This is a genomic window from Helicobacter sp. 13S00477-4 (assembly GCF_002272785.1).
Lineage (GTDB): Bacteria > Campylobacterota > Campylobacteria > Campylobacterales > Helicobacteraceae > Helicobacter_J.
The window spans coordinates 25,268-51,857 of sequence record NZ_MLAS01000005.1 but is presented as its reverse complement, the minus strand read 5'-3'; the positions used below and the strand labels follow the sequence as shown (position 1 = coordinate 51,857).

The window sequence follows — 26,590 nt, the reverse complement described above, 5'->3', positions numbered from 1 at the left end:
AAATAAGGAATCTAATTTGTTTAGTGGTCTCATACGAGAAATTGCAAAAGTAAAAAAAATTCAAAATAATATTTTATGTCTACAAAGCACCTATAAACCAGAAATTGGGGATAGCATTGCCGTGAATGGTGCCTGCCTCACAGTCATCAAAATTACTAAAAATGGCTTTGAGGTAGAGCTTAGCAAACACACTCAACAATACATAGCAATAGAAAATTATCAAAACCTTGTCCATATTGAACCTGCCTTATTGGCAAATTCACGTCTTGATGGACATTTTGTACAAGGGCATATTGATGGTATTGGTCTTATCAAAACCATTTCACCAAATTATAATCAAACTGATTTTATAATCCAAGCAAACAAAGAAATCCTAAACCTCATTATCCCTCAAGGCTCTATTACCATAGATGGAATAAGCCTCACTGTATCTGATATTTCTGCCCAAAATTTCAAAGTCACTGTCATCCCATATACCTTCCAACATACATTATTTCATACCTATGTAAGTGGTAGAAGGGTAAATATAGAGACTGACATTTTAGTAAGGAGTATTGCTCATTTATTAAAGAAACGTGACAAAACATCAAACTCTCATTCTTGGGATGAAATCAATTCTATCCTATTAAGTTACTGAATGAAAAACACCCTCAAAGCAGCTGCATTAGCTTATAATTCTGAAATCAATGGCACGACTAAAGTCGTTGCTTCAGGGATAGGCGAATTAGCAAAAAGTATTATTATTAAAGCAAAAGAATTCCAAATACCTATTTTTGCTAACCCTGAATTAGCTGATTCGCTCACAAAAATTCAAATTCAAGATTCTATTCCTGAAGAGCTCTATGAAAGTATCATAGAAATCTTTATTTGGCTAAAAAACACAGAAAATACTTCACAATTAAGCTAAATTAAAATATATCTGAATTAAACTTTGAGAATATTTGTAACACTGAAAAATAAAATACCCGAATAAAATACAAATACAAATCGTGTTTATAAAAAATTAATATAGAATTCGAACCAAATTTGAATAATTGGTTTAATGTGTGCAATTCCACATAAGGAGCTTGTTATAATTACTTTAAAAGATATATCCAAAACATATCCAAATGGATTTTGTGCTATTAAAAAACTTGATTTAGAAGTAAATGCAGGTGATATTATGGGCATTATTGGCTATTCTGGTGCAGGAAAATCAACCCTCATTCGTCTCATAAACCGACTTGAAGAACCTACTACTGGCTATATTACAGTTGATAGTATCAATATGCTCACACTCAAACCTAAAGAATTACAAAAAACACGTCAAAAAATTGGTATGATTTTTCAACATTTCAATCTATTGAGCAGCAGGAATGTTTTTGATAATATCTCTTTCTCTCTTGAGATTGCTCATTGGAAGAAACAAGATATTCGTAAAAGAGTTTTAGAATTACTTGAAATTGTAGGACTCACAGAAAAAGTCAATTTTTATCCAAGCCAACTCAGTGGAGGACAAAAACAAAGAGTAGCCATAGCCAGAGCACTTGCAAACCACCCTAAAATACTCCTTTGTGATGAAGCCACAAGTGCTCTAGATACAAAAACTACAAAATCCATCCTAAAACTACTTAAAGATATTCAAAAAAAATTCAACCTCACTGTAGTCCTCATCACTCACCAAATAGAAGTCATCAAGGAAATCTGCAATAAAATGTGTGTGATGAGTGATGGAGAGATTATTGAAAAGGGTCTTGTACACGAAGTTTTTAGCAATCCTCAAAACGAAATCACCAAAGAACTGATCTCCTACCTCCCCCCAACAGACAATAAACACATCCTATCTTCTCTCAAAGATCAAACCAATGTTTATGAAATCATTTTTACTGGAGAAAATGCTAATGAACCATTAATTTCTGATATCATCAAACGATTTGATATTGATGCTAATATATTATCAGGAAATATTGAAGAGCTCGCCACAGAAAGTATTGGGCATTTGGTAATCAAATTCACTGGAGGGCAAGACAAAATCAAAAATTCTATAATTTATCTCAAAGAAAAAGGCTTAACTATTCACAATTTAGGTAGGTCAAATGATATTTAATATGATTTATAACTCTACATTTGAGACCCTTTATATGGTCTTTTTTTCTTGTATTTTTGCTGTTATTTTTGGATTGCCTTTAGGTATATTTTTACAGATCACACAAAAAGATGGCATAGCTCCAATGCCACTGGTTAATAAAATTTTGGGTGGGGTTGTCAATACTGCTCGTTCATTTCCCTTTATCATATTGATTATATTATTACTTCCATTATCGCGTTTTATGATTGGAACAAGTATTGGTAGCACAGCTGCCATCATACCACTTTCAATATCTGCTATCCCTTTTGTAGCACGACTCTTTGAAGCAGCACTAGCCGAAGTCCCTAAAGGACTCATTGAAGCAGCCCAAAGTATAGGAGCCAATAAATTCATTATTGTTAAAATGATGGTTAGTGAAAGCCTCCCCTCTTTGGTGAATGCACTCACCATCACTACTATTTCTCTTATCGGATACTCTGCAATGGCAGGAGCTGTTGGAGCAGGTGGACTAGGAGATTTAGCAATCCGTATTGGCTATCAGACTTATCGCCCAGATATATTGTTTTATTCAGTCATTACTATTATTATTTTAGTGCAAATCATTCAGAGTATTGGTGATTTAATTGCTAAGCGACTCAGAAAATATAAATAATAAGGAGATAATAATGAAATTACGCAATGCACTTATACTTCCCATTTTGATAGTTACTGTATCATTTGGAGGTGATCTTAAAGTCGGTGCAACCCCAGTCCCAGCAGCCGAAATACTCCAATTTGCTAAACCAATCTTATCCAAAGAAGGGGTGAATTTGATTATCCAAAACTTCACTGATTATGTAACCCCAGATATATCATTAAATGAAGGCTCTAGTGATGCAAATCTCTATCAACACAAACCTTTTTTAGAGAAGATGAACAAAGACAGAGGTTTTCATCTCATAGCACTTGATCCTATTTATGTCGTCCCACTTGGATTTTATTCCAAAAAGTATAAAAATCTAGCAGATATAAAAAAAGGTGCTACCATAGCACTCCCTAATGATCCAACAAATTATTCTCGAGCTCTTATTTTACTCAATGATTTCAATCTCATCAAACTAAAAGATCCTTCAAATACAGATTCTACAGAATTTGATATCATTGATAACCCAAAAAAATTCAAATTCAAGCAAGTCGAAGCAGCAATGTTGCCAAAAATCCTAGATGGAGTCGATGCAGCTATTATCAATGCAAACTATGCTCTTCAGGCAGGTTTTAGCCTCAAACAAGCTTTTTTTCATGAAAATGACAAATCCATTTATATGAATGTCCTAGCATCACGAAGAGACAATCAAAATAATCCTGATATTCAAAAACTTAAAAAAGTGCTTTTGAGTCCAGAAATAAAAAAGTTTATCTTGAATAAATACAAAGGAGAAATCCTCCCAGCACAAAATCCCTCACAAACAAGGAAAAACAAATGAAAAAAATAGGCTTTATTTTACTTTTAACACTTAGTTTCATGCAAGCAGGAGTTTTAAAAGTCGGTGCAACCCCAGTCCCACAAGCACAAATACTCAAAGCTATCATCCCTGATTTGAAAAAAAAGGGTATTGAACTCAAAGTCATTGAATTCACTGACTATGTCACACCAAACCTCTCATTGGCTGATAAATCTCTGGATGCTAATTTCATCCAACACGGACCTTATTTAGAAAAATTCAATAAAGATAGGCATCTACACCTTATTGGAATTGCAAAAATTCACATTGAGCCTTTAGGTTTTTATTCTAAAAAAATAAAATCCATTGATGAACTAAAAAATGGTGCTTCTATTGGGATTCCTAATGATCCTAGCAATGGAGGTAGAGCACTTATTTTACTACACAAACAAGGACTTATCACACTCAAAGACCCCAATAATCTCTTTTCAAATGAATTTGACATTATCAAAAACCCAAAAAATCTCAAAATTCGTCCACTAGAAGCTGCTATGCTTACCAAAACACTTAATGATCTTGATGGAGCTATCATCAATGGAAATTATGCCTTACAAGCTGGATTAACTATCAAAGACGCTCTTTTTACAGAAGGTCCTGATTCTCCTTATGCCAATCTCTTGGTCATCAGAGAAGATGAAAAAAACAGAAAAGACATCATTGAGCTAAAAAAAGCACTCCAAAGCCAAAAAGTAAAAAAATTTATCTTAGATAATTACAATGGCGAGATTATCCCAGCATTCTAAAACTATGCAAATCAAATCCCTTGACCTATTCAAAGAATATCAAAACATAAAGCCCGAAATCCACAGGGCTATCGTTAATATTATCCAAAAAGCAAATTTTATTGGTGGTGAACCCCTTAGGGAATTTGAAAATCATTTTGCTACATTCACTCAAACAAAAGGTTGTGTTGGGGTGGGTAATGGAACAGATGCACTTGAAATCGCTATCAAATCACTGAATTTACCAAAAAATAGCGAGATTATTCTCCCATCCAATACCTTCATAGCCTCGCTTGAAGCCATTTTAAATACTGGTCATCAAGCAGTATTAGTCGATTGTGGTGAAGATTATCTCATTGATCCTATAAAAATACAAAATGCCATCACGTCAAAAACTTCAGCTATTATGGTTGTCCATCTCTATGGCAGAGCTTGCGATATGGAGTCTATCTTAAAGATTGCAAACAAACATAACCTCAAGATAATTGAAGATTGCTCCCAAGCACATGGAGCTAAAATACTCTATCATGGTAAACCAAAAAGCATTGGTAGTATCGGTGATATAGGTTGTTTTAGCTTTTATCCAGGAAAAAACTTAGGTGCTTATGGCGATGGTGGGGCTATCGTAAGCAATGAAATTGATTTGATAGAAAAATGCAAAATCATTGCCAATCATGGGATTAAAAATAATAAATATGACCATAGCCTTGTTGGTAGAAACTCAAGATTAGACACAATCCAAGCAGCTATCTTAGATATCAAGCTAAAATATCTCCAAACTAACAATCAATACCGACAAAATATCTCCAAAATCTATGACAAACACCTTTCTGTATTCCAAAATATTCTACTCCCACCCAAAACAGATTACCAAGATTCCAATGTATGGCATTTATATGTCATCAGACTTATTAATAAGTTTAAAGGTAAAAGAAAAATAATCCTGGATTTTTTAGAAAAAAACAATATAGCTTGTGGCATACACTACCCTCAAGACTTAGGTAGTCTACCTTTTATCAACTCTTTAGATAACTGCAAGGTTTCCTCTAATCAATATGCTAAAGAATACTCTAAAGAAATTCTTAGTCTTCCAATAGGCACACATATCAGAGAAAAAGAAATAGAATATATTGCAAACAAATTCCAAGAATTGCAAAATTTAATTAAATAAAGTATTACAATCTTACTTACAAAAAATTCAATATTTATATAATCTTTAAAATCCATATTTTTCCTTCGTATAAATTAATGTAATATACCACTGAAAACTAAAATAAATGGCAATATTAAAAATAAATTCAAATCTTAATATATTTTAAAATATAAAAATTTTAATTAATTTTTTTAGAATTCTATATAACTTCATATTAAATCTAAGCAAAGAATAGTTTAGTTTTATTCCTTACATATGACAATGAAAGTACATTTTTTAGCAACCCACTTTATGGTAAATACAAAATCACATTATAAAAACACAGGAAGCTATTGAGTTATAATGATTGTCAATTTATCAGAGAATTTTATAAAGATTTTAAATAGAGAAAAAAATGAGCTTGAGTTATTTAGTTATTCAAATAACTTATGTTTTATATGGGGTTTTATAGATTGATATAGGCTTATATAAAATTTTAGTAAAATCTCATTGAATATCAAACAAGGAATATTAATGAATGAAATCAGAACTAGGTTTGCCCCATCTCCTACAGGTCATCTACATATAGGTGGCTTACGAACAGCATTATTTAATTATCTTTATGCCAGAGCTCATCAGGGAAAATTTTTCCTTAGGATTGAGGATACGGATATGGCAAGAAACTCTCAAGAAGCTACAAAAGCTATCCTTGAATCATTTGAATGGGTAGGATTGGATTATGATGGAGAGGTTATTTATCAATCAAAACGTTTTGATTTATACAAAACCTATATTAATAAACTTATCAGCGAAAATAAAGCTTATTATTGCTATATGAGCAAAGAAGAACTTGAATCTTTAAGAGAAAAACAAAAAGCAGAGGGAAAAACACCAAAATATGATAACCGTTACCGAGATTTCACAGGTATTCCTCCAAAAAATATTTCTCCAGTAGTACGCATAAAGGCTCCATTAGAAGGTTTTATAGAATTTGAGGATGGTGTCAAAGGTATCATTAAAGTAGAATCCAAAGAAGTTGATGACTTTATCATCGCTCGAAGTGATGGGAGTCCTACTTATAATTTTGTCGTGACGATTGATGATGCTTTGATGGGTATCACTGATGTCATACGCGGAGATGACCATCTTTCAAATACCCCAAAACAAATCATCATTTACAACGCATTAGGATTAAAAATCCCAAAATTTTATCATGTCCCAATGATACTCAATCATCAAGGGCACAAACTCAGTAAACGAGATGGGGCTATGAGCGTGATGGACTATAAAGACGCAGGTTACCTACCTGAAGCGATCTTGAATTTCCTCATTCGTCTAGGGTGGAGTCACAAAGATCAAGAAATATTCAACCTCAAAGAAATGCTAAATCTTTTTGATCCTAAAAACCTTAATTCTTCTCCAAGCAGCTACAATCAAGAAAAATTCCTTTGGCTTAATGCTCACTATATTAAAGAAAAATCCAATGATATCCTAGAAAATTTACTCAAACCTTTTGATTGCCCTATTATTAATGGCAAAAAAAAAGATGTATTATACAATGAACTCAAAGATAGGGTCCAGACTTTAAAAGAATTCAGTATTATGGCAAATGAAATACTCACATCTCCAAATACCTATGATGAAAAAAGCCTTAAAAAAATAAACCCTTCAGCTAAAAATATTTTGAATGATTTTATAAATTCATTTACAAATTCAGATTTGCTAACTCAAGAGGATTTCGACAAACATATACAATCTTTTTTACAAAAATATTCCCTCAAACCTGCTGAGCTAATGCAACCACTACGTATTGCATTGCTTGGTAAATCTGGAGGCATAGGGCTAGCCCAAGCAATCTATATCATTGGCAAAGAAGAGACTATCAAAAGGATTCAAAATTTTACTCCCTTCATAAACCCTTAACTTTTTATGAGTAAAATAAGATGAATTTTAAATAAATCCAAAAAGGAAAAACAATGAAAAAGTTTCTTTCAATCGCTCTTATCTCAGCACTTTCTCTAAGTCCTATGATCGCAAAAAACTTCACTATTGACAAATCGCATTCTTCAGTAAATTTTGAAGTAAAACATATGCTTATTAGTAAGGTTAATGGGGTATTCAATAACTTTGATGGCATCTTAGATATTGACCCTAGTACAAAAAAAATAAATAAACTGCAAGGAGAAATCAGCATTTCTTCTGTAGATACAAAAAATTCAAAACGAGACACTCACCTCAAAGCCAATGACTTTTTTGATTTACAAAAATTCCCAAAAGGTACTTTCAAAATGACCAAACAAGAAGGTGATAAACTTTATGGAGACCTCACTATTAGAGGTATCACCAAACCAGTAGTTTGGGAAGTAAAAGTGAGTGGTCCAGTCACCAATCCAATGACTAAAAAACAATTGATGGCACTTGATATTGAGGGTAAAATCAATAGAAAAGATTTTCAAGTAGGTGTAGATACCCCAAATACAATTGTAAGCGATGAAGTAAAAGTAAACATTCAAATAGAAGCTTCTGAATAACTTTCTAGTTTAGAAATATTTTGGTTTTAATTTTTCAAAATATTTCTAAACCATAATCTATATAATTTTGAATACAATAAGTTATCTAACAAAATTCAAACAATCATCAATATCTTTATGTCTTTAACAAGTTCAAAGCTTAATTTTATACAATTTTAAAAATTGTATAAAAGGTGTTCTATGCGTTGGATTTGTTTTTTTTTATTTTTATGTCTTTTATCAGGACATCTTGAAGCTTATGAATGGAAATACTCCTTAGGATTTGATTTTTATTTAGATAATCTTGAAGATTCTGATCCTTATTGGGCTACTAGGACTATCTATGGAGTAAGATTAGCCCCTGAGATTGGCATTGCCTTTGATAATCATCAATCTTTAATGATCGGAGGCTATGCCATTCAAAATATGGGTGAACAAAAATTCCCCACCAAAGCAAATGCTTCTATTTATTATAGTGCTATTGGTGAAAAATTTCGCGGCTACTTTGGTATATTCCGAAGAACACATTCTATTGCACATTATCCATTAAGTTTTTTCCGCAATGATTTTTATTTTTTCAACCCCAATATCAATGGGTTATTATTCCAATACAAACCTCAAAATAATGTTAATGGATATGCAGAATTTATTTTTGACTGGTATGGAGGGAACCTATCCAAAAGACTTGATGAATTTATGGTGTTAGCATCTTCAGAATTCAAATTTTTACAAGAATACCTTTATATTGGGGGAAATTTCTTGATGTATCATTTTAAAAATGACGAATACCTAGCTAAAGATGGTTCAAATGGAGATACTTACTTACTTGATCGCATCTATTACAATCTCTACGTAGGTTCTAGCCTAAAAACCTTGATGCCTTTTATGGATAAAGCTTATGTTCAATTTGGAACAATCTCAAGCTTAGAGAGAAAACGAAGATTAAGTACAGGATTAGATCCTTTTTATAATGGGCTTGGTTGGGAGTTTGATGCTGGAATACAATATAAAGGGTTTGGGATCAAAAACAGCTATTATTTTGGAAAACCTCAGATGAAATATTTTTCTCAATATGGGGAAGATTTTTATAATGGATTACCTTTTTATCAAGCCACAAATTATGACCGAGCAGATTTTTATTATGAATACAAAAATGATATTTTAACTGCACGCATAAGTTTTATTTTCCATTTCACTCCAAAAACTGTTGCTTCTCAACAAATGCTCACTATTTCGCTAGATACACACAAATTATTCAAAAAAATCAAACAAAATATTGAATAAAATCTAATTTTATTCAATACATGTCCTGATGATTAAAAACTAAAATAATCCACACCAATTGAAACAAAAAAACCAGAAAGTTTTGCATCCTTAATAGTTTTACCAATCTTGCTATTAGTCTTAATATAAGGTGTATAACCTATTTTCAAAAACTATGAAAAGCTGGATTATGAAATCCAAAATATACACTCAAACTATCAATTATACCTCCAAACGTATAACTTGTCCCTAAATAATGCTCATAAGACAAATCAAAATTCAAAGGTAAAGAATAGCTAGTCTCTCCATAAGTATAATATTTTGTCGTGCTTCCATTATATTCTTTTCTCCTACCAATTTCATACACACCAAGTTGTGCACCCAAACCTACCCCTGCCCCTAATGCAATCTTTTCATTCAGACCATAAGATATTTGAATAGCTATTGGATTGAAATCGAAAATCATCAAGATATCTCATGTAGTAGGGAATACAAATGAGCCTTCCGCACTGAGATTAAAATGCCAACCTTGATTTTGTTTATAATCTCCAACACCTAAATCTCCCTCATCAGCAAACAAAATATTCCCAGATAAAAATATGAATAGGGTAAATATAAATAATATTTTACTAAACATTGTTAAAATCTTTTATTTGATTTGATTTCTTTAATATCTTTTTCGTATCCATTAAGTGTTTGATAGACAATTTTATTATCAATCTTATCAAGTATTTTTACCCAAAGTTCATTCAATACTTTCCTCATAGAATCAAGACTATTGTCCTTCATATCAGGTTCAGCCCAGCCCTTAGGGAGTAAAAAAGTTCCTGCATTTCCTTCTGATGAAACTTTAAATGAAGCTTTGATATTAAATCTATTTATATCAATATTAAGGGTATCCATTACTTCCCCTGACAATGGCTCCAAAACCTAACTTTTATTTTTCCTAAAGCCTGATAAAATCCTTCTAGGCTAGCTGAATTGCTATCAAGATAAAATTTCATTTGATTGCTCCATTTTAAAATATATTCAATTCAAGTTAAATAAATCATTTAATACAATTATTTTAAAACTTGAACTAAAAATATAATTATAATTTATAGGAGGGGGGGGGGGTGTCAATAGAAAAATAATAAAAATTGAGCATATGATAAAAAAATCTATTTTAATATCAAAATTTCATTAAAATAATCAAGTTAAACTTGCTAAAATAGGAGAAATTAAACAAATATATAAAGTTAGAAAAATATACAATGGATTTTCATCCAAAGATAAATCAATCCAAATTCATCATCAAATATTTAAATTTTACATCCTCTAGTTCGCGTTCCAATCGATTGTTTTCTTCTTTGAGCAAAGTTTGTTGAGTCTGGAGCTTATCAATATCACGACTCACATAATAAATATTAGAAGTTAAATAAATCTTAGGAAGGCAAAAAAGGAGAGAGAAAATCAAAATCGCATAAACGCCAAAAAGAACATTGATACTGACTCCTTTTTGTTCTTCTACAAATAATAAAGCATCTTTTTCATCACTATCAATCCTTTGATATTCTTTTGAATCCATTCCTTACTCCATATCATCTTTCTCAAAAATAAAAGCTCTCAATTTAGCACTACGCGATCTTGGATTTGAAGCAATCTCTTGAAATGTTGGTATAATAGGCTTTTTAGTTATCAGTTTACCTTTTGAATGATTATTACCACACTCACATTTATAGATAGAAGCATCACATATACAAGATTTTGTCCATTGTCTGAATGTATTTTTAACCAATCTATCTTCCAAAGAATGGAAAGTAATCAAACCCAAAATAGCATTTTTAAGCTCAGAAGCAGATTCTAAAAGTAGTTGTAATTGTCTTAACTCATCATTCACTTCAATACGAATAGCCTGAAAAGCAAGTGTTGCAGGGTGTATCCTAGAATTTTTAAAATATTTTTGCAAAAAATTACTCAAATCTTGTGCACTCTCAAAGGGTTTCTCAACTCGCCGTTGCACAATAAGGGTAGCCATTCTTTTATATTCCTTAACTTCGCCAAAATCCCTCAAAATATTTTGCAATTCATACAATGAATAACGATTGACAATAACTTTTGCATCTAGACTTTGCTTCGTATCCATCCGCATATCCAATACATCTGAATGAAATCCAAAGCCTCTATGATCTCCATCAAGTTGCAAAGAACTTACACCAATATCAGCTAACACCCCCCTTATATGCACCCTATTCTCAGATAAAATCTCTTTAAATTTATCTGCAAATCTCCCATTAATATAAGAAAATCTTTTACCAAATTTTTCAAGCCTTTGGGTAGCGTATCTTATTGCTTCTTCATCCCTATCAATCCCAATAACTCTTATATTTGGCTTTGCCTGCAAGATTGCTTCACTATGACCTCCCAAGCCTAAAGTACAATCAACAATAATACCCTCTTCTATACCTGAAAAAAGTTCAAGTACTTCATTAAGCAAAACAGGTTTATGCAAAATCTTGGCTTGGCAAATCAAAGTTGAGCCATGCCACTTTCTATAGCTGCCTGAGCAACAGCTCTTGAAACTTTTTCTTTCAAACGACTATCAAAAGGGGAAGGGATTAAATACTCTTTGCCAAAACTCAAATCACGATCATGAATTTTTTTCAATTCTTCTTCTACAGGTTCCCTAGCTAAATAAGCTATAGCATAAGCAGCAGCAAATTTCATTGCCTCATTTATTTTCTTAGCTCGAACCTCTAAAGCACCTTTGAAAATATAAGGAAAACCTAAAACATTATTGATCTGATTGGGATAATCACTCCTTCCAGTAGCCATAATAGCATCAGGACGAGCTGTGTGAACAACTTCGGGGAGTATCTCAGGAATAGGATTGCTCATAGCAAAAATCAATGGATTTTCATTCATCCCCATAATATCTTCAGCCTTGAGCAAATCAGCCTTAGAAAGTCCTAAAAAAACATCTGCACCCTTTAGTGCTTCTTCATAAGAAACATAATGCTTTTGAACTGCAAATTCTTTTTTAAGTCCTTCCAAATCACTCCTGCCAGAATAAATAACCCCTCGACTATCAAACATAATAATTTCTTTTACACCTAATTCCTTATACATTTTTGCACAAGCTATTGCTGCAGCACCTGCTCCACTGATAACCACACGCATAGATTCAATAGGTTTGCTGATAATAAAAGATGCATTTATAATAGCAGCACTTGAGGCAATAGCTGTACCATGCTGATCATCATGCATGACAGGAATATCAAGTTCTTCTACCAAACGTCGCTCTATTTCAAAACATTCCGGAGCTTTTATATCTTCAAGATTTATCCCTCCAAAAGTAGGGGAAATAGCTTTCACAACAGCAACAAAAGCATCAACATCTGTCTCATTAATCTCAATATCAAAGGCATCAATATCGCCAAAAGTTTTAAATAAAATTGCCTTGCCTTCCATTACAGGCTTACTAGCAATGGCTCCAATATCACCTAATCCCAATACAGCTGTTCCATTACTGATAACAGCGACTAAATGTGATTTTGAAGTATAATCATAAGCCTTAAGTATATCTTGATGTATTTCTTTACAAGGGATAGCTACACCCGGCGAATAAGCAAGTGATAAATCTTCTTGAGATTTTAATGGACTTCTAGGTTCGACTTTTAATTTACCATTTTTATGATAATCAAGTGCTTTTTGATATTGTGCTTGAAATTTTGAGTCAACTTCATTCATAAATTTTTACCTTAATTTTCAAATCTAAAATTTATATCATTAAATAAAATCATCTACAGGCATAACGATAAGCCGAGTTCTGTCAAGGGTGGTTATTTATCTAGGATTTGTTTCACAACAAACCTCAAGCGAAGAGCTAAAAGAAGACTTTAACCATACTCTTCTTGCTGCAGATTGGGTTTACACGGTCAGATCTAATCGCTTAAATCCCGGTGAGCTCTTACCTCACCATTTCACCCTTACCCAAAAATATTGGGCAGTTTTATTTCTGTTGCACTTTCCCTCAGTTTACACTGGCCATTTGTTAAATGGAATCCTGTCTTTGCAGCTCGGACTTTCCTCTCCAATTTTAACAACTTTTTGGAGCAACCACCTGTTATGCCTGTATATGATATTTTACTAAAAACTAACTTAAAAACCAACTACAATTCTATGACTTTTATGCTATGATAAACATGAAAAATCTTCAAAAAATTTTTAGAAAACCATTTTACAGAAAGGGAATATTTTTTATCAATGCATCAATGCGAAGAACATAAAGAAATAGTTTTTTCGATTATCCTGGCTTCCAGACAGATAAAAAATTTTTTTGCCCAAAAACTTCGACCATTCAACATTGGTATTGAACAAGTTGGTATCTTAGCCATATTAGAAAAAGAAGGGACACTCAATATCACAGATCTCTCCAATATCACCCTAAAAGACAAAGGAACAATTTCACGCACTATAGAATCCTTGTGTAAAAAACAGTTTGTTAAAAAAATTCAAGAAAAAGAAGATAACCGTATCACAAAAATATCTATCACTCCTCAAGGCAGAGACAAGTTAAATGCTATCAAAAAAAACAAGCAAGAAATTATAGACATTTTCTCTTGTTCAATCACAGAAGAAGAAGAAGAACAATTTTTCAAAATCTTAAACAAAATCGTAAGGATTACCAATCAAAATGTATAAAATCTTTCTGATTGTTTTATTGAATGCAATTTTAACCTACGCAAAACCTATCTATGTTAATACCCAACCTATCAAAAGCGGGAGTTTACAAAAACAAGAATCCTTTATTGGCACAATCAATTTCAAAGAGATTTCAAATATTGCTTCTCAAAGTCAAGGGGTAGTACAAAAAATCTATTTCCATATTGGACAAAAAGTCAAGAAAGGACAAAAACTTTTAAGTCTAGATGATGAATTATTACAAAAAGACATTCAAATCAAACAAGCAAAACTCAATCAAGCACAATATTCACTACAAAGACAAGAAAAAGAACTCCAACGTTATAAAAATCTTCTAGATAGCCAATCAATACCCCTACAAGAATATGAAAATCTTGAATACCAACTCAAATCACAAGAAGCAAATGTATTTGCTCTAAAATCTGAACTTGAAATATCAAAAGTAGAGCTTTCTAAAAAGACTATTTACGCACCTTTTGATGGTATCATTGCAGAGCAAAAAATTCATATTGCTGAATGGGTCAACACTGGAGAAGCAGTCTGTCAAATCCTAAATAACTCAGATGTAGAAGCTATCGTAGATATACCCGGCTCTATTGCTAAAAATATCAAAACCGGGCAAAATGTCAATGTCATCATCAATAACAAACGTTATAGTGGCAAAATCACTGCAATGATACCCAAAGCAGATATCCGTTCAAGAACTTTCCCTATACACATTGCACTAAAAAATGACGGAAGTTTTTTAGATGGAATGCCAGTAGAAGCGATGCTAAATATTGATGGCAAAAGTTCAGGTTTTATAGTTCCAAGAGACAGTGTGGTTAATTATCTAGGATATCCAAGCATCTTTATAATCAAAAACAATCAAGCTTTTGCTGTACACATAGAAGTTCTTTCTATCCAAGATTCGCTTGCCTTAATACGAGGCAAAATATCTGAAGGGGATAAAGTGGTTTATCGGGGGCAAGATAGATTGCAAAATGGTAGTGATATTGAAGAAAAAAATACACGAAAAAAATGAAATCAATTCAATATTGCCTTAAAAATCCAGTTATTGTCTGTGTAGGTGTTATTTTTTTACTGCTTTTTGGCTTCTTGGCTTTTTTGAAAATGCCCTATCAATTGCTCCCTCAGGTTATCCGCCCTATCATTAGTGTTTATACATCATATCCAGGAGCTACACCCTATGAAGTAGAAAAAGAAATCACTGACAGACAAGAAAAATACCTCAAAAATATACCAGGTCTACTTTCAATGACCTCAACCTCAAGAGATGGGATGAGTACTATCAATTTAGAATTCAATATCAATACAGATATGAAAATGGCATTTTTAAATGTAAGTGCCAAACTTGATGAAGTCAGGGGATACCCTAAAGATATTGAAAAACCTATTATCAAAACAACAGGAGAAAATATCCCTATTGCAGTATATCTCTTTGTCAAGACTTCAAAAGACAATCAAGAATCCATTGATCATTATAAAAATTTTATTTATGATAATATCATCAAATATTATGAACGTCTAAATGATGTTGGTGAAGTCTATCTGAGTGGTGGACAAAGCAAACAAATACAAATCATTTTAGACACACAAAGGCTTGCTTATAATAATATCACAATGGATGAAGTTATCAATGCTATCAAAACACAAAACACTAATATCAGTGCTGGTAATATTGACTTCAATCAACGAAATTATCGTATATCAACAATAGGAGAATATCAAGATCTCAATAACATTTATAAAACTGTGCTCAAATCACAAGGCAATAAAATCATCTCACTCAAAAATATCGCTTCTATCATACAAGGTTATGAAAATAAAACTGGTTACAATATACATAATAATGACAATGTTATCTCTCTGCAAATCCGCCCTAATGCAAATGCAAATATATTAAACCTAACCAATCAAGTAGAACAACTCACACAAAAACTCAATGCTACAATAATGAAAAAAAATGGACTTTATATTGATTGGGGCAGAGATCAAAGGTATTATATTGAATCTTCTATTTCTCAAGTCAAAGAAAATATTTTCATTGGAATCATACTGGCTGTATTGGTTTTGTTTTTATTTTTAAGGAGTTTTTCTTCTTTAATAGTCATTGCTTTGATTATCCCTATTAGCATCATCGCTTCATTTATACTACTAGAGTCTTTTAATAGGACACTCAATGTAATTTCTTTGGCAGGGATATCTTTTGCTATCAGTATGATTATTGATAGTGCTATTGTTGTAGCTGCCAATATCATCGCACACAAAAATAAAACCAAAAATCTCTTTGATGCTGCATATATTGGGACAAAAGAGGTTATAGGGGCATTATTTGCAACCAGTATCACCACGGTAGCAATTTTCATCCCCATTATTGGTCTTAAAGACGAAGCTGGTCAACTTTTTTCAGACATCGCATTAGCTTCAAGCAGTTCAATCTTGATTTCATTTTTTGTATGTATATTTGTCATCCCCCCTTTTATGCTGTATATACTTCAAAAATTATCTAAAATAAAACCGATCAGATTCAAAATTTTCTGTTTTATAAACACATTGATAGAAAAAATTGGTCAAAAAACTTCAAATCTATTGATGAATATATTGCATTTATGTATCAAAAATACCTTATCTCGTAGCTTGACTATTATTTTATTCATCGGATTTTGTTCAGTGTTTAGCTTCTGGGCATTCCCTAAAACTGATTATCTCCCAAAGGGTTCACAAAATTTTATCGTTAGCTATCTAAGCCCTCCACCAGGCTTATCATTGGAAGAAAAAGATCGTATCATCAAAGAAATTTATGATGATTTCAAACCATTTTTACAAGTCAATGGTTATAAACAAATGTCTCCTGATGATGTCCCTGTTATAAAAGATTTTTTTATCAGTTCTGGTGCAAATATGTATTTTTATCTCACAGCCCTAAACCCAAAACTTGCAAACAAACTCATTCCCTATGCACAAAATATTATTAATTCTATCCCCAATATTTCAGGAGTTGTTTTTCAACAAAGTATTTTTAGTGGCTCAAGTGGTTCTAGCATCGATATTAATATCAATGGGAATGATTTAAATTCTCTTATCACTACAGCCAATGATATTATCAGTGCTATAAAAAAACAATTACCCAACCTTAGTATCCGCACAGTCCCATCACTAGAAATCAATAATAGAGAAATCAATCTTTATCCAAATGCAACATCATTAGCTTTAAATGGACTTAATCTAATAAGCTTTGGAACCATTGTACAAGTCCTACTGGATGGGAAAAAAATTTCGCAATACAAAGACAACAATGGAAAAAATATTGATATTCTCTTAAAATCTTCTCAAACCAAATCAAAAACATCTCCTGAAGATATCCTATATTCACAAATCTATACTCCAAATGGGGGAATATTACCTATCAACTCACTTGCAACCATTAAAAACGAATTAGGCATCTCACGTATCAGACATTTTGAACAAAATAGAAATATACTTATTATCCTCAATCTAAAGGGAAATAAACCACTTGAAAAAATAACAGATATCATTGAAAATAATATTTTACCAAATATTCAAAAAAATACTGAGAACAACATAACTCTTAGTGGCAGTGCAGGCAAACTAACAAAGCTTAAAACAGAGCTTTTAGGTGGTTTTGTGCTTGCTATTATCATTACTTATCTGATACTTTGTGCTCTTTATAGTAATTTTATTTATCCTTTTATTATCATTTTAACCGTCCCATTTGCAACTACTGGAGGACTTATTGGTCTATACCTTGTAAATAAATTTATCGCTCCTCAAAACCTAGATGTTATCACAATGTTAGGCTTCATTATCCTTGTAGGAAGTGTCGTTAATAATGCTATCTTAATTGTTTATCAAACACTCATTAATTTCAAAGAATATAATATAAATGCCTATGAATCTGTATTAAATGCTACTAAAAGTAGGCTCGCTCCAATTTATATGAGTATGCTTACAAGTGTTTTTGCATTGATCCCTTTAGTATTTTTTGCAGGTTCAGGCAGTGAGATTTATCGTGGACTAGGTGCTGTCATTATTGGTGGATTGGTTTTTTCAACTATCATTACAGTTTTTGTCATTCCTTCACTCTTACTCTTTGTCCTCAAAGACAAAAAAATGGAAAAACAATGAAAACTTGGCTAATGTTATTAATACTTTTTATATCTCACAATATTGCTTTTGCTATGAATATTGAAGAAGCTATCAATATGGCTATTCAAAATAGTGATAAAATCAAATCACAAACCCATCTTTATTCTGAGTCTCAAGAAATTACCAAAGCCAAACTTTCAAACCTAATGCCTCGAATAGATTTTGGATATTTATTTAGCTACAATATCCCTAATACAAGTTCAACTTACTTTCTTAATAACTTCAATATTGGTGCGAAATACAATATTTTCAATGGATTTAAGGACTACTACACGATTAAGGATGCCAAACAAGAACAAAGAACACAAAACTATATCCTTCAAAGTAATATTGCAGACGTTGCATTAGAAACTAAAATTGCTTATATATCAACATTGCAAGCAATGGATTCTCTAAAAATTGCTCAAGAATCTAAAAAACTTCTTGAAGCACAAAGACAAAAAGCACAACAATTTTTTAAACAAGGCTTTAGGGCTAAAAATGAAGTCTTAAGCGTAGAAGTTTTGCTCGCCAATGCAAACATTGCTCTCAAAAATGCACAACTCAACCTACAATATTTCTCAAATACACTCAGCATGCTCACAAATTCTCCTATCAAACCCGAAGCACTTGAAGATATCAATACAAATACAAAAGCTGATTTTAATCAAGAAGATATTTTATCTAAAGTTCTTTCTGAAAGCCCTGATTATTTGCATTTAAAATCTCTCTTACAATCAGCACGGTTACAAATCAATATTGCTAAGGGTTCATTTATGCCTAAAATTGATATTATAGGGACAAAATTTTGGTATATTAATGGAGGCAATATTGCAAGAACAAGTTATTTTCTCCAAAGCCAAGCAAGGATTGTTTTTGAATGGAATATTTTCAATGGCTTAAATGATCATTACAACTATGAATCCAAAAAACTCCATTATCTTGCCCTACAAAGTAAAATCAATCAATACAAAAAAGACCTCAAAATCCAAATCAACAAAATCATCAATGAATTTGAATTAGCCAAAGAGCAATATTCACTTGCTTCAATATCACTCCAACAAGCAGAGGAAAATTATCGCATTGTAAATAACCGATATACACAAAATATTGCAACCTATACAGAACTCTTGAACGCACAGTTCTTACTAACAACAGCCAAAACCAATATCACTCAATCCAAATATGAGATAGCCATTTCAAGATCTAAAATTGATAGACTTCTAAACAGCAATTCAATCCAATCAAACCATTTCTTAAGTGAATAAAAACTACATTTTTTTCTTTGCTTGTATACCCAATAAATCAAGCCCTATAGTTATAGAAAGACTCACGACTTTGCAGACTTTTAAGACTTGGCTTTCTGTTGGAGTATCAATGATTTTGTGGGCATTATAATAACTATGAAAATCAGCAGCAAGATTTTTAAGGTACTCGCATAATTTCTGCAAACCCCTTTCAGCAAAAGAATTTTCAAGGATATAAGGGAACCGCAAAGCACTAAACAGTAGATTCTGTGCTTCTTGATTTAAGTCTTTTAAAGTAATATTCAAAACCTCATTCTCATCTAAAGAAGACTTCTCAAACAATGTATGGATACGAGCATTGGCATAATTGATATAAAAAACTGGGTTAGAGGCATCTTGTTTTTTGAGTTCCTCTATATCAAATTCTAAATGCGTATCTGATTTTTTGGATAAAAATATAAATCGTAATGCATCACTCCCAATCTCAGCGACTACATCTTTCATCAAGATAAAATTCCCTGCCCGTTTACTCATCTTGTAAGGTTGTCCACCCTTAAGCAAACTAACCATTTGAGAAAGCAAGATTTCAAGCCTACCCTCATCATAACCCAGAAAATGAATAGCTGCCTTTACCCTAGCAATATAACCATGATGATCTGCACCCCAAATATTAATATAACGATCATAAGGACGTTCAAACTTATTAGCATGATAGATAATATCACCAGCAAGATAAGTAGGCTCATCATTCTCTCTTACAATCACACGATCCTTCTCATCTCCTCTAAGGCTTGAATAAAGCCAGACTTTACCTTCATTTTGATATATGCCGCCACTTTTTTCAAGCTTCTTGAGAGTCTCACCCCATTCTCCATAAAGTGATTTTTCACTGACAAAATTGTCAAAAATAATACCCACTTCCAAAAGGTTATTCTTGATTTCTCCTAGCATCAAATCTTTTCCAAAATCACTCAATAAAGCAATATTGCTCTCTTCTTGAAAAATTTTCTGTCCATATTTATCTTTTGCTAAAATAGCTAGCTCAAGGATGTACTCACCTTTATAGTAACTATCAGGATAAATGACTGCCTCTTTTAAAAAATATTCCCTACCCGTAAGATAAATAGATAAGCCTAGCATCTGAATCTGAGAACCTGCATCATTAATGTAATATTCAGTATTTATACCATACCCCAAAAAATTCCCTAATCTGTATAAAGCATCCCCAAATATAGCACCTCTAGCGTGACCTATATGTAGTGGTCCAGTAGGATTAGCAGAAACATATTCTAATAAAATTTTATCTTTAGGGTCTTTTTGCCGACCAAAATCCATTCCTCTATTGATTGCATTCAAAGCAAGCTGATTTAAAAATTCTTTTGAAAGTGTAATATTGATATAACCATTAAGAGGAATAACTTGCTTAAATTCTTTTACACAAGCAAGTTTTTTGGAAATCTCCTCGGCAATGACAGCAGGATTTTTCTTATAAATTTTAGCCAAAGAGAAAGCTATTGGAGTGGCATAATGCCCATGTAATTTATTTTTTGGATGTTCTAAGACAATACTGGCTTCTAAAGTATCTTCTAAAATTTTTTTAACACAATGATACATCATTGTTTCCAATCAAACATTAGTCTGTACCTTTGGTTTTCTTCCCCTTTTTTTAGGCTCAGAAGGAACACTTTCCTTAGAAACAGTTTTTGCTGTAGTCGTCTTTTTTGTATAAGCCCTTGTAGTTTTTTGTTTTTTTTCAACAGTTGGTGTAGTAACCTGTTTTTCTACTACCTCAATAGGTGTTGTTTCAATCTCTGAATCATCATCTTCTTTAACAGCTTTCTTAAAATTTTTAATACCACTACCTAAACCTTTAGCCAATTCAGGGATTTTTTTTGCCCCAAAAAGCAAAACAATAACCAAAAGAACAATCACCCAATGCCATACACTTCCAAAACCACCCATTTAAAAATCCTTTCTCAAATAAATTTCTTGTTTTTAATTATAACATCAAACCTATACTTTTTGCCCTTAAGAGAAATCTTGGTTCCATTCTTGATAAAATTGTTTCGAATTCTCCGTATTTTGGGTATAGGGTAAAGTTTTAGCAATACAAATAATAATTTCTTTCGCCGCCTCTATTTCATCATTAATGAGTAAATAATCAAACTCATCAATATATTTTACCTCTTCATCAGCATGTTTTAACCTCAATGAAATGACCTCTTCTGAATCTGTCTGCCTCAAACAAAGTCTATCTTTCAAAATCGTCCTATTTTTGGTTATAACAAAAACAGAACGAGCATTTTTATAATAATCTTTGATCTGTTTATGTCCTTGTACATCAACATCAAAAATGACTAATTTCTCATCTTCAAGTGCTTTTTTTATAGGGGTTAAAGCAGTCCCATAATAATTATTATGCACCTGTGCCCATTCTAAAAATTTGTTTTCTTTAATACCTTTTACAAAATCATCTTTAGAAACAAAATAATAATGCCTACCATCTTCTTCTCCATCTCTTGGACGCCTTGTTGTTGTTGAGATAGAAAAATAGATATTTTTAATGTTTTCTTGCAAATGCTTACAAAGTGTGCTTTTGCCTGCACCACTAGGTCCTGATAAAATTAAAATCCCACCATGCTTCATCATTTTTTCTTATTAGATTTTTTTTGATTAGGGAAACTGATATTGATTGTGAATTGTGCTCCATTAAAGATTGTCTGTAAAGTTTCTAAAGGCATATTTTTTATTAATTCTTCAATATTATCCAAAGATGAAATATCTAAATCTTTTCGTGTTGGTTTTTTTGAAGATTGTTTGGAAACTCTTTTCTTGTTAGTTTTGGGGATATTTTTTTTACTTTCTACATCTGAAGGCTGTATATCTTTGATTTCTTTATCACTTAAAGCACTGATAATATCTTTTTCATCAATCCCTTCAAAATCTTCAATTTGATTAGGAGTATTTGTCTTTTGTGCTGAGATATCTTTATTGTCTGTCTGCTCTAATATTTTTTTAACCTCATCAACCTGATTTTTATCAAGGACAGAAAGATTATCTTTATAATCTAGAATTCCTTCAAAATCATTTTGTAAATCTTGAGGTTCCAATACAGATTCAAGATTTTCAAGATTATTTTCTTCTTGAGGATCTTCTTTAAGATTAACAATATCTTCTTTTAAAAACTCTTCTTCGATAAAGTTATCTTGATTGGGTTTATCTTCTTCTTGTGCCTGCAAATCAAAATCCATTTTTTCAGATTCTAGCTCAATAGTTTTACCTTCATCTTTTTTATCTGATGTTTGAATTTCTTGCTCTTTATCGAATAAATCAAACTCTTCATTTTCTAAATCATCAAGGCTATATTCAACTAAATTTGGCTTATCGAATTCTTCAAACCCTTTTGAATCCACTAATGGAGCTTTATTATCAGTTATCAAATCATCCAAACTAGTTAATTCTAAACTTTCTAAATCATCTATATCTTCTAAACTATTTTGCCTCAAGCGTAAAGCTGCTTTTGATAAGTCTTCTAATTGATCTTTTGTAATATCACTAGTAGTTGCTTCTGTTATCCCCATTTCTACTAGCTTTGGCTTCAAAATATCTAAAATTTCTGTAGGCAAAAAAGGTTTCCTAATATAAATATCAAATCCTTCTTTCTTAGGACTTGAATACTTATGCAAAAAACAGCTTAAAACTAAACTATTTTTTTGCAAAAATTCAGAAAAATCACCCTCTATTCCCTCATCAATAAATAAAAATAATTCTCCTTCAATATCTTGAATCTTTAATTCAGTTTGAACAATAAGCTCTAGTCCCAACTTTTTAGCACTAGCTTCAAAAAGCTTGGTTACCATTGAATCGTTATTTATCAGAAGTATTTTCAATTTCTACTCCACGCTTTATTTTTTAAAAAGTGTTAGGATTATACCGATTAATTACCTCATTTTAGATTAAAGGATTCAAATGAATCGCATATTTTTTAAACTTTTTTCTATCGTATTCTTATCAAGTTCGCTTATGGCAAATCAAATTTATTTTATGCCTTATGAGCAAAAACAAGCCCTTCATACGCTTATGGATTCCATCAAATCTTCTCAAGCAAATATTTATATCTCTATCTTTAGTTTTACAAATAAAGAAATAGCAAAAAGTTTAAAAGAAGCAGCAAAAAGAGGGGTAAAAATAAAAATTATTTATGATAAAGAAGCCAATATTAATAATCCTTATTCGACTATTGGTTATCTGAGTAAATATAATGGGATTCAAACTTGCCTTCTAGATGGAAAAAGAGCAAAAAATGACAAATACAATGGCATAATGCATCAAAAAATGGCAATCATAGATAACAACACTATCCTTATTGGCTCTGCTAACTGGAGTAAAAATGCCTTTGAAAATAATTATGAGTTGCTTTTAAAAAGCAATGATAAAACAATTATCTCAAAATCAATAAACTATTTTAAAAAAATGTTTTCACAATGCAAACCTTACTGAGACAAAAACTTTTTCACACTTGAAGAAATTCTTCTACCATCAGCCACTTGACTTAAATGTTTCAAAGCCTCCATTACTTTGCCCATATCTTTTGGATTGTTTGCCCCAAGTTTTTCAATTACTTTCAAAACTTCTTCATCCAACTCTTCATCACTAAGCTGCAAGGGTAAATATTCCAAAATAAGAGCCATTTCTTTATTTTCTTTTTCAAATAAATCTTCTCGATTTGCCTCTTTATAAGCTTTTGCAGCATCTTCTCTCTGCTTATAAGCAGTTTTCAAAATTCCAATAACATCCTCATCACTCAGCACGATCCTTTTATCAACTTCTACTTGTTTGAGAGAACTATTGAGCATACGTATCGTATCACGTCTAAAAATATCTCCTGTTTTCATTGCCTTTTTTAAATCTTGAGTCATTTTTTCTTTTATGGCACTCATTAGCTTTCCTTTAGGAATAAAATTTGCTTTCATTATACAAGTTATTCGTTACTCAAAAGGAGTTAAAATGAAAAAAATATCTATCTTCAGTTTGATATTAACATTAACAAGCATCTATATCAATGCTTATGAACCTGAAATTGATCTCAATCCACCTGAATATGTCGAAGAAATGCCTTCTAAAGAATTTATCCCTGAATTGAGCAAACCTGGAAGTCTTTTTGGACAAGGCGAAAGACCATTATTTGCAGATAGAAGAGCTATGAAGCCTGATGACCTTATCACTATTATTATTAACGAATCTTCTAATGCTAATTTTTCTACCTCAAAAACTTACAACAGCACATCAGGTGGAAATTCCACACCCCCAAGATTAAGCTATAATGGGACAGATGAAAACAAAAAAAAATCTAGTCAATTCTTAGATGATCAAACCAACTATAGCCTCACTAAACCAAGCAATAATACAAACTTTAAAGGTGGAGGTTCTCAAAGCAAAAATGAAAACCTCACACTGACTGTAACAGCTAGGATCATCAAGGTTTTAGAAAATGGTAATTATTTTATCTATGGCAATAAAGAAGTTTTAGTTGATGGAGAAAAGCAGATACTAAGGATCAGTGGCGTGATAAGACCTTATGATATCAATAGGAACAATACTATCCAATCTAAATTCATTGCAGATGCCAAAATACAGTACTCAAACATAGGTGCACTCAGTAATACCAACAAGAAAAAAATCGCTTCTGATGTTGTAGAATCTGAATGGCCTTATTAAATGAAAAAAATAGCCATTATACCAGCTAGAGGTGGGAGTAAACGTATACCCAAAAAAAATATCAAGCTTTTTTGCGACAAACCTATCATCAGCTATTCTATACAAACAGCAAAAAAATGTGATATATTTGATGAAATCATTGTAAGTACTGATGATGAACAAATAGCACAAATTGCAAAAACTTATAAGGCAAAAGTCCCATTTATGCGACCAAAGGAACTTGCACTTGACAACACTCCCACTATCCCTGTCATTGCGCACTCTTGTAAAATGCTTGAACTTAAAGATGAAGATCTAGTTTGTTGCCTTTATCCTACAGCACCTTTAATTCAACCTGAACATATCCTTTTAGGAATGGAAAAACTCCTCCAAAATCCTGAAAAATTTTATGCTTTTTCTTGTGTAGAATTTGATTTTTCTCCTTGGAGAGGCTTTGTAATTGATGAAGAAAAAATATCAATGGTTTTCCCCCAATATGCCCTAAGTCGTTCTCAAGATCTAAAAACATTTTACCACGACGCAGGTGCTTTCTATTGGGCAAAAGCCCACACATTTTATGAAGAAAGAACAATTTTTGATTCTCATTCTATTGGCATTATTTTACCACGGATGAATGTACAAGATATTGATACTCTTGATGATTGGCATATAGCAGAAATCAAATATAAACTCAAAAATCAAAAATGAAAATAAAAATATTTTGCGAAGCTGGCAAAAGTCAAGGATTGGGTCATTTGATACGTTGCTATCGACTCAAAAAACTTTTATTAGAAATATCTCCTGATGTCACACTCTATCAACGAGGTGATGAAATATCACCACTTGCAGATCATCATTGTGAATGGTTAGAAAATAATAAATTAAAATCTTTACTTGCTCAAACTGATGTCGTTATTATTGATAGCTACCAAGCAACAAAAAAAACTTATCAAAAAACAATCAAACTAACAGAAAAACTAATCGTTCTTGATGATAGTGCAATGATGACTTATCCTAAAAATACTATTGTCTTAAATGGTGCATTAGGAGCCGAAAAACTTTATGATACAAATGAAAACTATCTTTTGGGTATTGAATATGCCATCATTGACAAAAAATTTTTTTCTACTAAAATACCAAAAAAACAGATAACTGATCTTTTGCTCACACTAGGGGGGACAGACCCTTTAGGAATGACAAAAAAAATCCTTGAAATTATCAAAGAATTACCCTTCAATCTACATATCATCTCAAGAATAAATTTTAAAAAACACCCCTTCAAAAACAAAATCAAATTCTATAATAATATCTCTAGTTCCCAAATGGCTGTGTTGATGAAAAAATGTGATGTAGCCATATCAGCTGGAGGAGGAACACTTAATGAATTGGCAATGTCTCAAGTCCCCACTTTGATTATCCCCATTGCTACTAATCAGAATTTTCAAGCCAAACAATGGGAAGAAAAAGGAGCGATGAGGATCACTGATCTTGAGTCTTTATACAAAGATTTAGAAACAATCAAATCCTTAAAAATTCGCCAAGAAATGATTTTAAAATATTCAAATATCCCTTTTGGAAAATCACTTTTCAAAAAACTAAAAACCATCATTCCTAAATGTGAATGTATTTGAGGATAAG

The 26,590-nt window shown here is 31.9% G+C and carries 28 protein-coding genes, 1 other RNA gene and 1 pseudogene; 18 read left to right on the top strand and 12 right to left on the bottom strand.

What is annotated here, in order from left to right:
- The first annotated feature begins 16 nt into the window (after window positions 1–16).
- The 10 genes from ribE to BKH44_RS03515 all read left to right on the top strand — a co-directional run bounded on the left by ribE (window position 17) and on the right by BKH44_RS03515 (window position 9,197).
- Complete coding sequence (ribE, locus tag BKH44_RS03560) at window positions 17–637, top strand: riboflavin synthase (RefSeq protein ID WP_095270131.1); 621 nt, start codon at window positions 17–19, stop codon at window positions 635–637.
- The gene (locus BKH44_RS03555) at window positions 638–907 is read left to right on the top strand and encodes an EscU/YscU/HrcU family type III secretion system export apparatus switch protein (protein ID WP_095270129.1); all 270 of its coding nucleotides are present in this window, start codon (window positions 638–640) and stop codon (window positions 905–907) included.
- A 135-nt stretch (window positions 908–1,042) separates the two neighbouring features.
- Window positions 1,043–2,086, top strand: a complete 1,044-nt coding sequence (locus tag BKH44_RS03550; RefSeq protein ID WP_180674099.1) for an ATP-binding cassette domain-containing protein — start codon at window positions 1,043–1,045, stop codon at window positions 2,084–2,086.
- Window positions 2,076–2,720, top strand: a complete 645-nt coding sequence (locus tag BKH44_RS03545) for a methionine ABC transporter permease (protein WP_095270127.1) — start codon at window positions 2,076–2,078, stop codon at window positions 2,718–2,720. Before BKH44_RS03550 ends, BKH44_RS03545 begins: the two co-directional genes overlap by 11 nt.
- Window positions 2,721–2,733: 13 nt before the next feature.
- Window positions 2,734–3,531, top strand: a complete 798-nt coding sequence (locus BKH44_RS03540) for a MetQ/NlpA family ABC transporter substrate-binding protein (protein WP_095270126.1) — start codon at window positions 2,734–2,736, stop codon at window positions 3,529–3,531.
- On the top strand, window positions 3,528–4,292 hold the full coding sequence (locus BKH44_RS03535) for a MetQ/NlpA family ABC transporter substrate-binding protein (RefSeq protein WP_095270124.1): 765 nt from the start codon (window positions 3,528–3,530) through the stop codon (window positions 4,290–4,292). Before BKH44_RS03540 ends, BKH44_RS03535 begins: the two co-directional genes overlap by 4 nt.
- Window positions 4,267–5,442: a DegT/DnrJ/EryC1/StrS family aminotransferase gene (locus BKH44_RS03530; RefSeq protein ID WP_257842583.1), complete on the top strand. Its 1,176-nt coding sequence runs from the start codon at window positions 4,267–4,269 to the stop codon at window positions 5,440–5,442. Before BKH44_RS03535 ends, BKH44_RS03530 begins: the two co-directional genes overlap by 26 nt.
- A gap of 495 nt (window positions 5,443–5,937) precedes the next feature.
- Window positions 5,938–7,326, top strand: coding sequence for a glutamate--tRNA ligase (gene gltX, locus BKH44_RS03525; RefSeq protein WP_095270121.1), 1,389 nt, complete (start codon window positions 5,938–5,940; stop codon window positions 7,324–7,326).
- A gap of 53 nt (window positions 7,327–7,379) precedes the next feature.
- Window positions 7,380–7,934, top strand: coding sequence for a YceI family protein (locus tag BKH44_RS03520; protein WP_095270120.1), 555 nt, complete (start codon window positions 7,380–7,382; stop codon window positions 7,932–7,934).
- A 180-nt stretch (window positions 7,935–8,114) separates the two neighbouring features.
- A complete protein-coding gene (locus tag BKH44_RS03515; protein ID WP_095270118.1) occupies window positions 8,115–9,197 on the top strand; it encodes a hypothetical protein in 1,083 nt (360 codons plus the stop codon).
- A 145-nt stretch (window positions 9,198–9,342) separates the two neighbouring features.
- On the opposite strand, the gene BKH44_RS03510 is transcribed toward BKH44_RS03515, so the two are convergent.
- From BKH44_RS03510 to rnpB, 7 genes are all read right to left on the bottom strand, one after another.
- A complete protein-coding gene (locus BKH44_RS03510) occupies window positions 9,343–9,642 on the bottom strand; it encodes a hypothetical protein (protein ID WP_095270117.1) in 300 nt (99 codons plus the stop codon).
- Window positions 9,643–9,651: 9 nt separating this feature from the next.
- Window positions 9,652–9,813: a hypothetical protein gene (locus BKH44_RS08770; protein WP_180674098.1), complete on the bottom strand. Its 162-nt coding sequence runs from the start codon at window positions 9,811–9,813 to the stop codon at window positions 9,652–9,654.
- Window positions 9,814–9,815: 2 nt separating this feature from the next.
- Window positions 9,816–10,079: an HpaA family protein gene (locus BKH44_RS03505; protein WP_095270115.1), complete on the bottom strand. Its 264-nt coding sequence runs from the start codon at window positions 10,077–10,079 to the stop codon at window positions 9,816–9,818.
- A 373-nt stretch (window positions 10,080–10,452) separates the two neighbouring features.
- Window positions 10,453–10,743: a hypothetical protein gene (locus tag BKH44_RS03500; RefSeq protein WP_257842582.1), complete on the bottom strand. Its 291-nt coding sequence runs from the start codon at window positions 10,741–10,743 to the stop codon at window positions 10,453–10,455.
- Window positions 10,744–10,746: 3 nt separating this feature from the next.
- Window positions 10,747–11,685 (bottom strand): 16S rRNA (cytosine(1402)-N(4))-methyltransferase RsmH, encoded by a 939-nt coding sequence (gene rsmH / locus BKH44_RS03495; protein ID WP_095270226.1) that lies wholly within the window; start codon window positions 11,683–11,685, stop codon window positions 10,747–10,749.
- Complete coding sequence (locus tag BKH44_RS03490) at window positions 11,685–12,905, bottom strand: malic enzyme-like NAD(P)-binding protein (protein WP_095270114.1); 1,221 nt, start codon at window positions 12,903–12,905, stop codon at window positions 11,685–11,687. Before BKH44_RS03490 ends, rsmH begins: the two co-directional genes overlap by 1 nt.
- Window positions 12,906–12,957: 52 nt before the next feature.
- Window positions 12,958–13,290: RNase P RNA component class A (gene rnpB, locus BKH44_RS03485), an RNA gene on the bottom strand.
- A 131-nt stretch (window positions 13,291–13,421) separates the two neighbouring features.
- Here rnpB and BKH44_RS03480 point away from each other — a divergent pair.
- The 4 genes from BKH44_RS03480 to BKH44_RS03465 are packed head-to-tail and all read left to right on the top strand — an operon-like array spanning window position 13,422 to window position 19,276.
- Window positions 13,422–13,859, top strand: a complete 438-nt coding sequence (locus tag BKH44_RS03480) for a MarR family transcriptional regulator (protein WP_095270112.1) — start codon at window positions 13,422–13,424, stop codon at window positions 13,857–13,859.
- Window positions 13,852–14,883, top strand: coding sequence for an efflux RND transporter periplasmic adaptor subunit (locus BKH44_RS03475; protein ID WP_095270111.1), 1,032 nt, complete (start codon window positions 13,852–13,854; stop codon window positions 14,881–14,883). Before BKH44_RS03480 ends, BKH44_RS03475 begins: the two co-directional genes overlap by 8 nt.
- Window positions 14,880–18,008: an efflux RND transporter permease subunit gene (locus tag BKH44_RS03470; RefSeq protein WP_095270110.1), complete on the top strand. Its 3,129-nt coding sequence runs from the start codon at window positions 14,880–14,882 to the stop codon at window positions 18,006–18,008. The genes BKH44_RS03475 and BKH44_RS03470 overlap by 4 nt, the downstream gene beginning before the upstream one ends.
- Complete coding sequence (locus BKH44_RS03465) at window positions 18,005–19,276, top strand: TolC family protein (protein ID WP_095270108.1); 1,272 nt, start codon at window positions 18,005–18,007, stop codon at window positions 19,274–19,276. Before BKH44_RS03470 ends, BKH44_RS03465 begins: the two co-directional genes overlap by 4 nt.
- 3 nt (window positions 19,277–19,279) lie before the next feature.
- Here BKH44_RS03465 and argS read toward each other — a convergent pair whose 3' ends face one another.
- The 4 genes and pseudogenes from argS to BKH44_RS03445 all read right to left on the bottom strand — a co-directional run bounded on the left by argS (window position 19,280) and on the right by BKH44_RS03445 (window position 23,145).
- On the bottom strand, window positions 19,280–20,869 hold the full coding sequence (argS, locus tag BKH44_RS03460) for an arginine--tRNA ligase (protein WP_095270107.1): 1,590 nt from the start codon (window positions 20,867–20,869) through the stop codon (window positions 19,280–19,282).
- Between the two features lie 126 nt (window positions 20,870–20,995).
- Window positions 20,996–21,217 (bottom strand): annotated as a pseudogene (locus BKH44_RS03455) (twin-arginine translocase TatA/TatE family subunit); the annotation flags it as partial.
- A gap of 66 nt (window positions 21,218–21,283) precedes the next feature.
- Window positions 21,284–21,901, bottom strand: coding sequence for a guanylate kinase (gene gmk, locus BKH44_RS03450; protein ID WP_180674097.1), 618 nt, complete (start codon window positions 21,899–21,901; stop codon window positions 21,284–21,286).
- Entirely contained in the window at window positions 21,901–23,145 is a 1,245-nt protein-coding gene (locus BKH44_RS03445; protein WP_095270103.1) for a hypothetical protein, read from the bottom strand. Before BKH44_RS03445 ends, gmk begins: the two co-directional genes overlap by 1 nt.
- Window positions 23,146–23,224: 79 nt before the next feature.
- Between BKH44_RS03445 and BKH44_RS03440 the strand changes: the two genes are divergently transcribed.
- Window positions 23,225–23,755 carry a phospholipase D-like domain-containing protein gene (locus BKH44_RS03440; RefSeq protein ID WP_095270101.1) on the top strand — a complete coding sequence of 177 codons (531 nt, stop codon included), beginning with the start codon at window positions 23,225–23,227 and terminating at the stop codon, window positions 23,753–23,755.
- On the opposite strand, the gene BKH44_RS03435 is transcribed toward BKH44_RS03440, so the two are convergent.
- Complete coding sequence (locus BKH44_RS03435) at window positions 23,749–24,195, bottom strand: GatB/YqeY domain-containing protein (RefSeq protein WP_095270099.1); 447 nt, start codon at window positions 24,193–24,195, stop codon at window positions 23,749–23,751. The two genes, BKH44_RS03440 and BKH44_RS03435, sit on opposite strands and share 7 nt — an antisense overlap.
- Window positions 24,196–24,262: 67 nt before the next feature.
- Here BKH44_RS03435 and flgH point away from each other — a divergent pair, with 67 nt between their 5' ends.
- Genes flgH through BKH44_RS03420 form a run of 3 tightly spaced genes read left to right on the top strand, consistent with a single transcriptional unit; the run spans window position 24,263 to window position 26,583 of the window.
- A complete protein-coding gene (flgH, locus tag BKH44_RS03430) occupies window positions 24,263–24,973 on the top strand; it encodes a flagellar basal body L-ring protein FlgH (protein ID WP_095270097.1) in 711 nt (236 codons plus the stop codon).
- Window positions 24,974–25,660, top strand: coding sequence for a pseudaminic acid cytidylyltransferase (pseF, locus tag BKH44_RS03425; protein WP_095270096.1), 687 nt, complete (start codon window positions 24,974–24,976; stop codon window positions 25,658–25,660).
- Window positions 25,657–26,583: a glycosyltransferase gene (locus BKH44_RS03420; RefSeq protein ID WP_095270095.1), complete on the top strand. Its 927-nt coding sequence runs from the start codon at window positions 25,657–25,659 to the stop codon at window positions 26,581–26,583. Before pseF ends, BKH44_RS03420 begins: the two co-directional genes overlap by 4 nt.
- Window positions 26,584–26,590 lie beyond the last annotated feature (7 nt).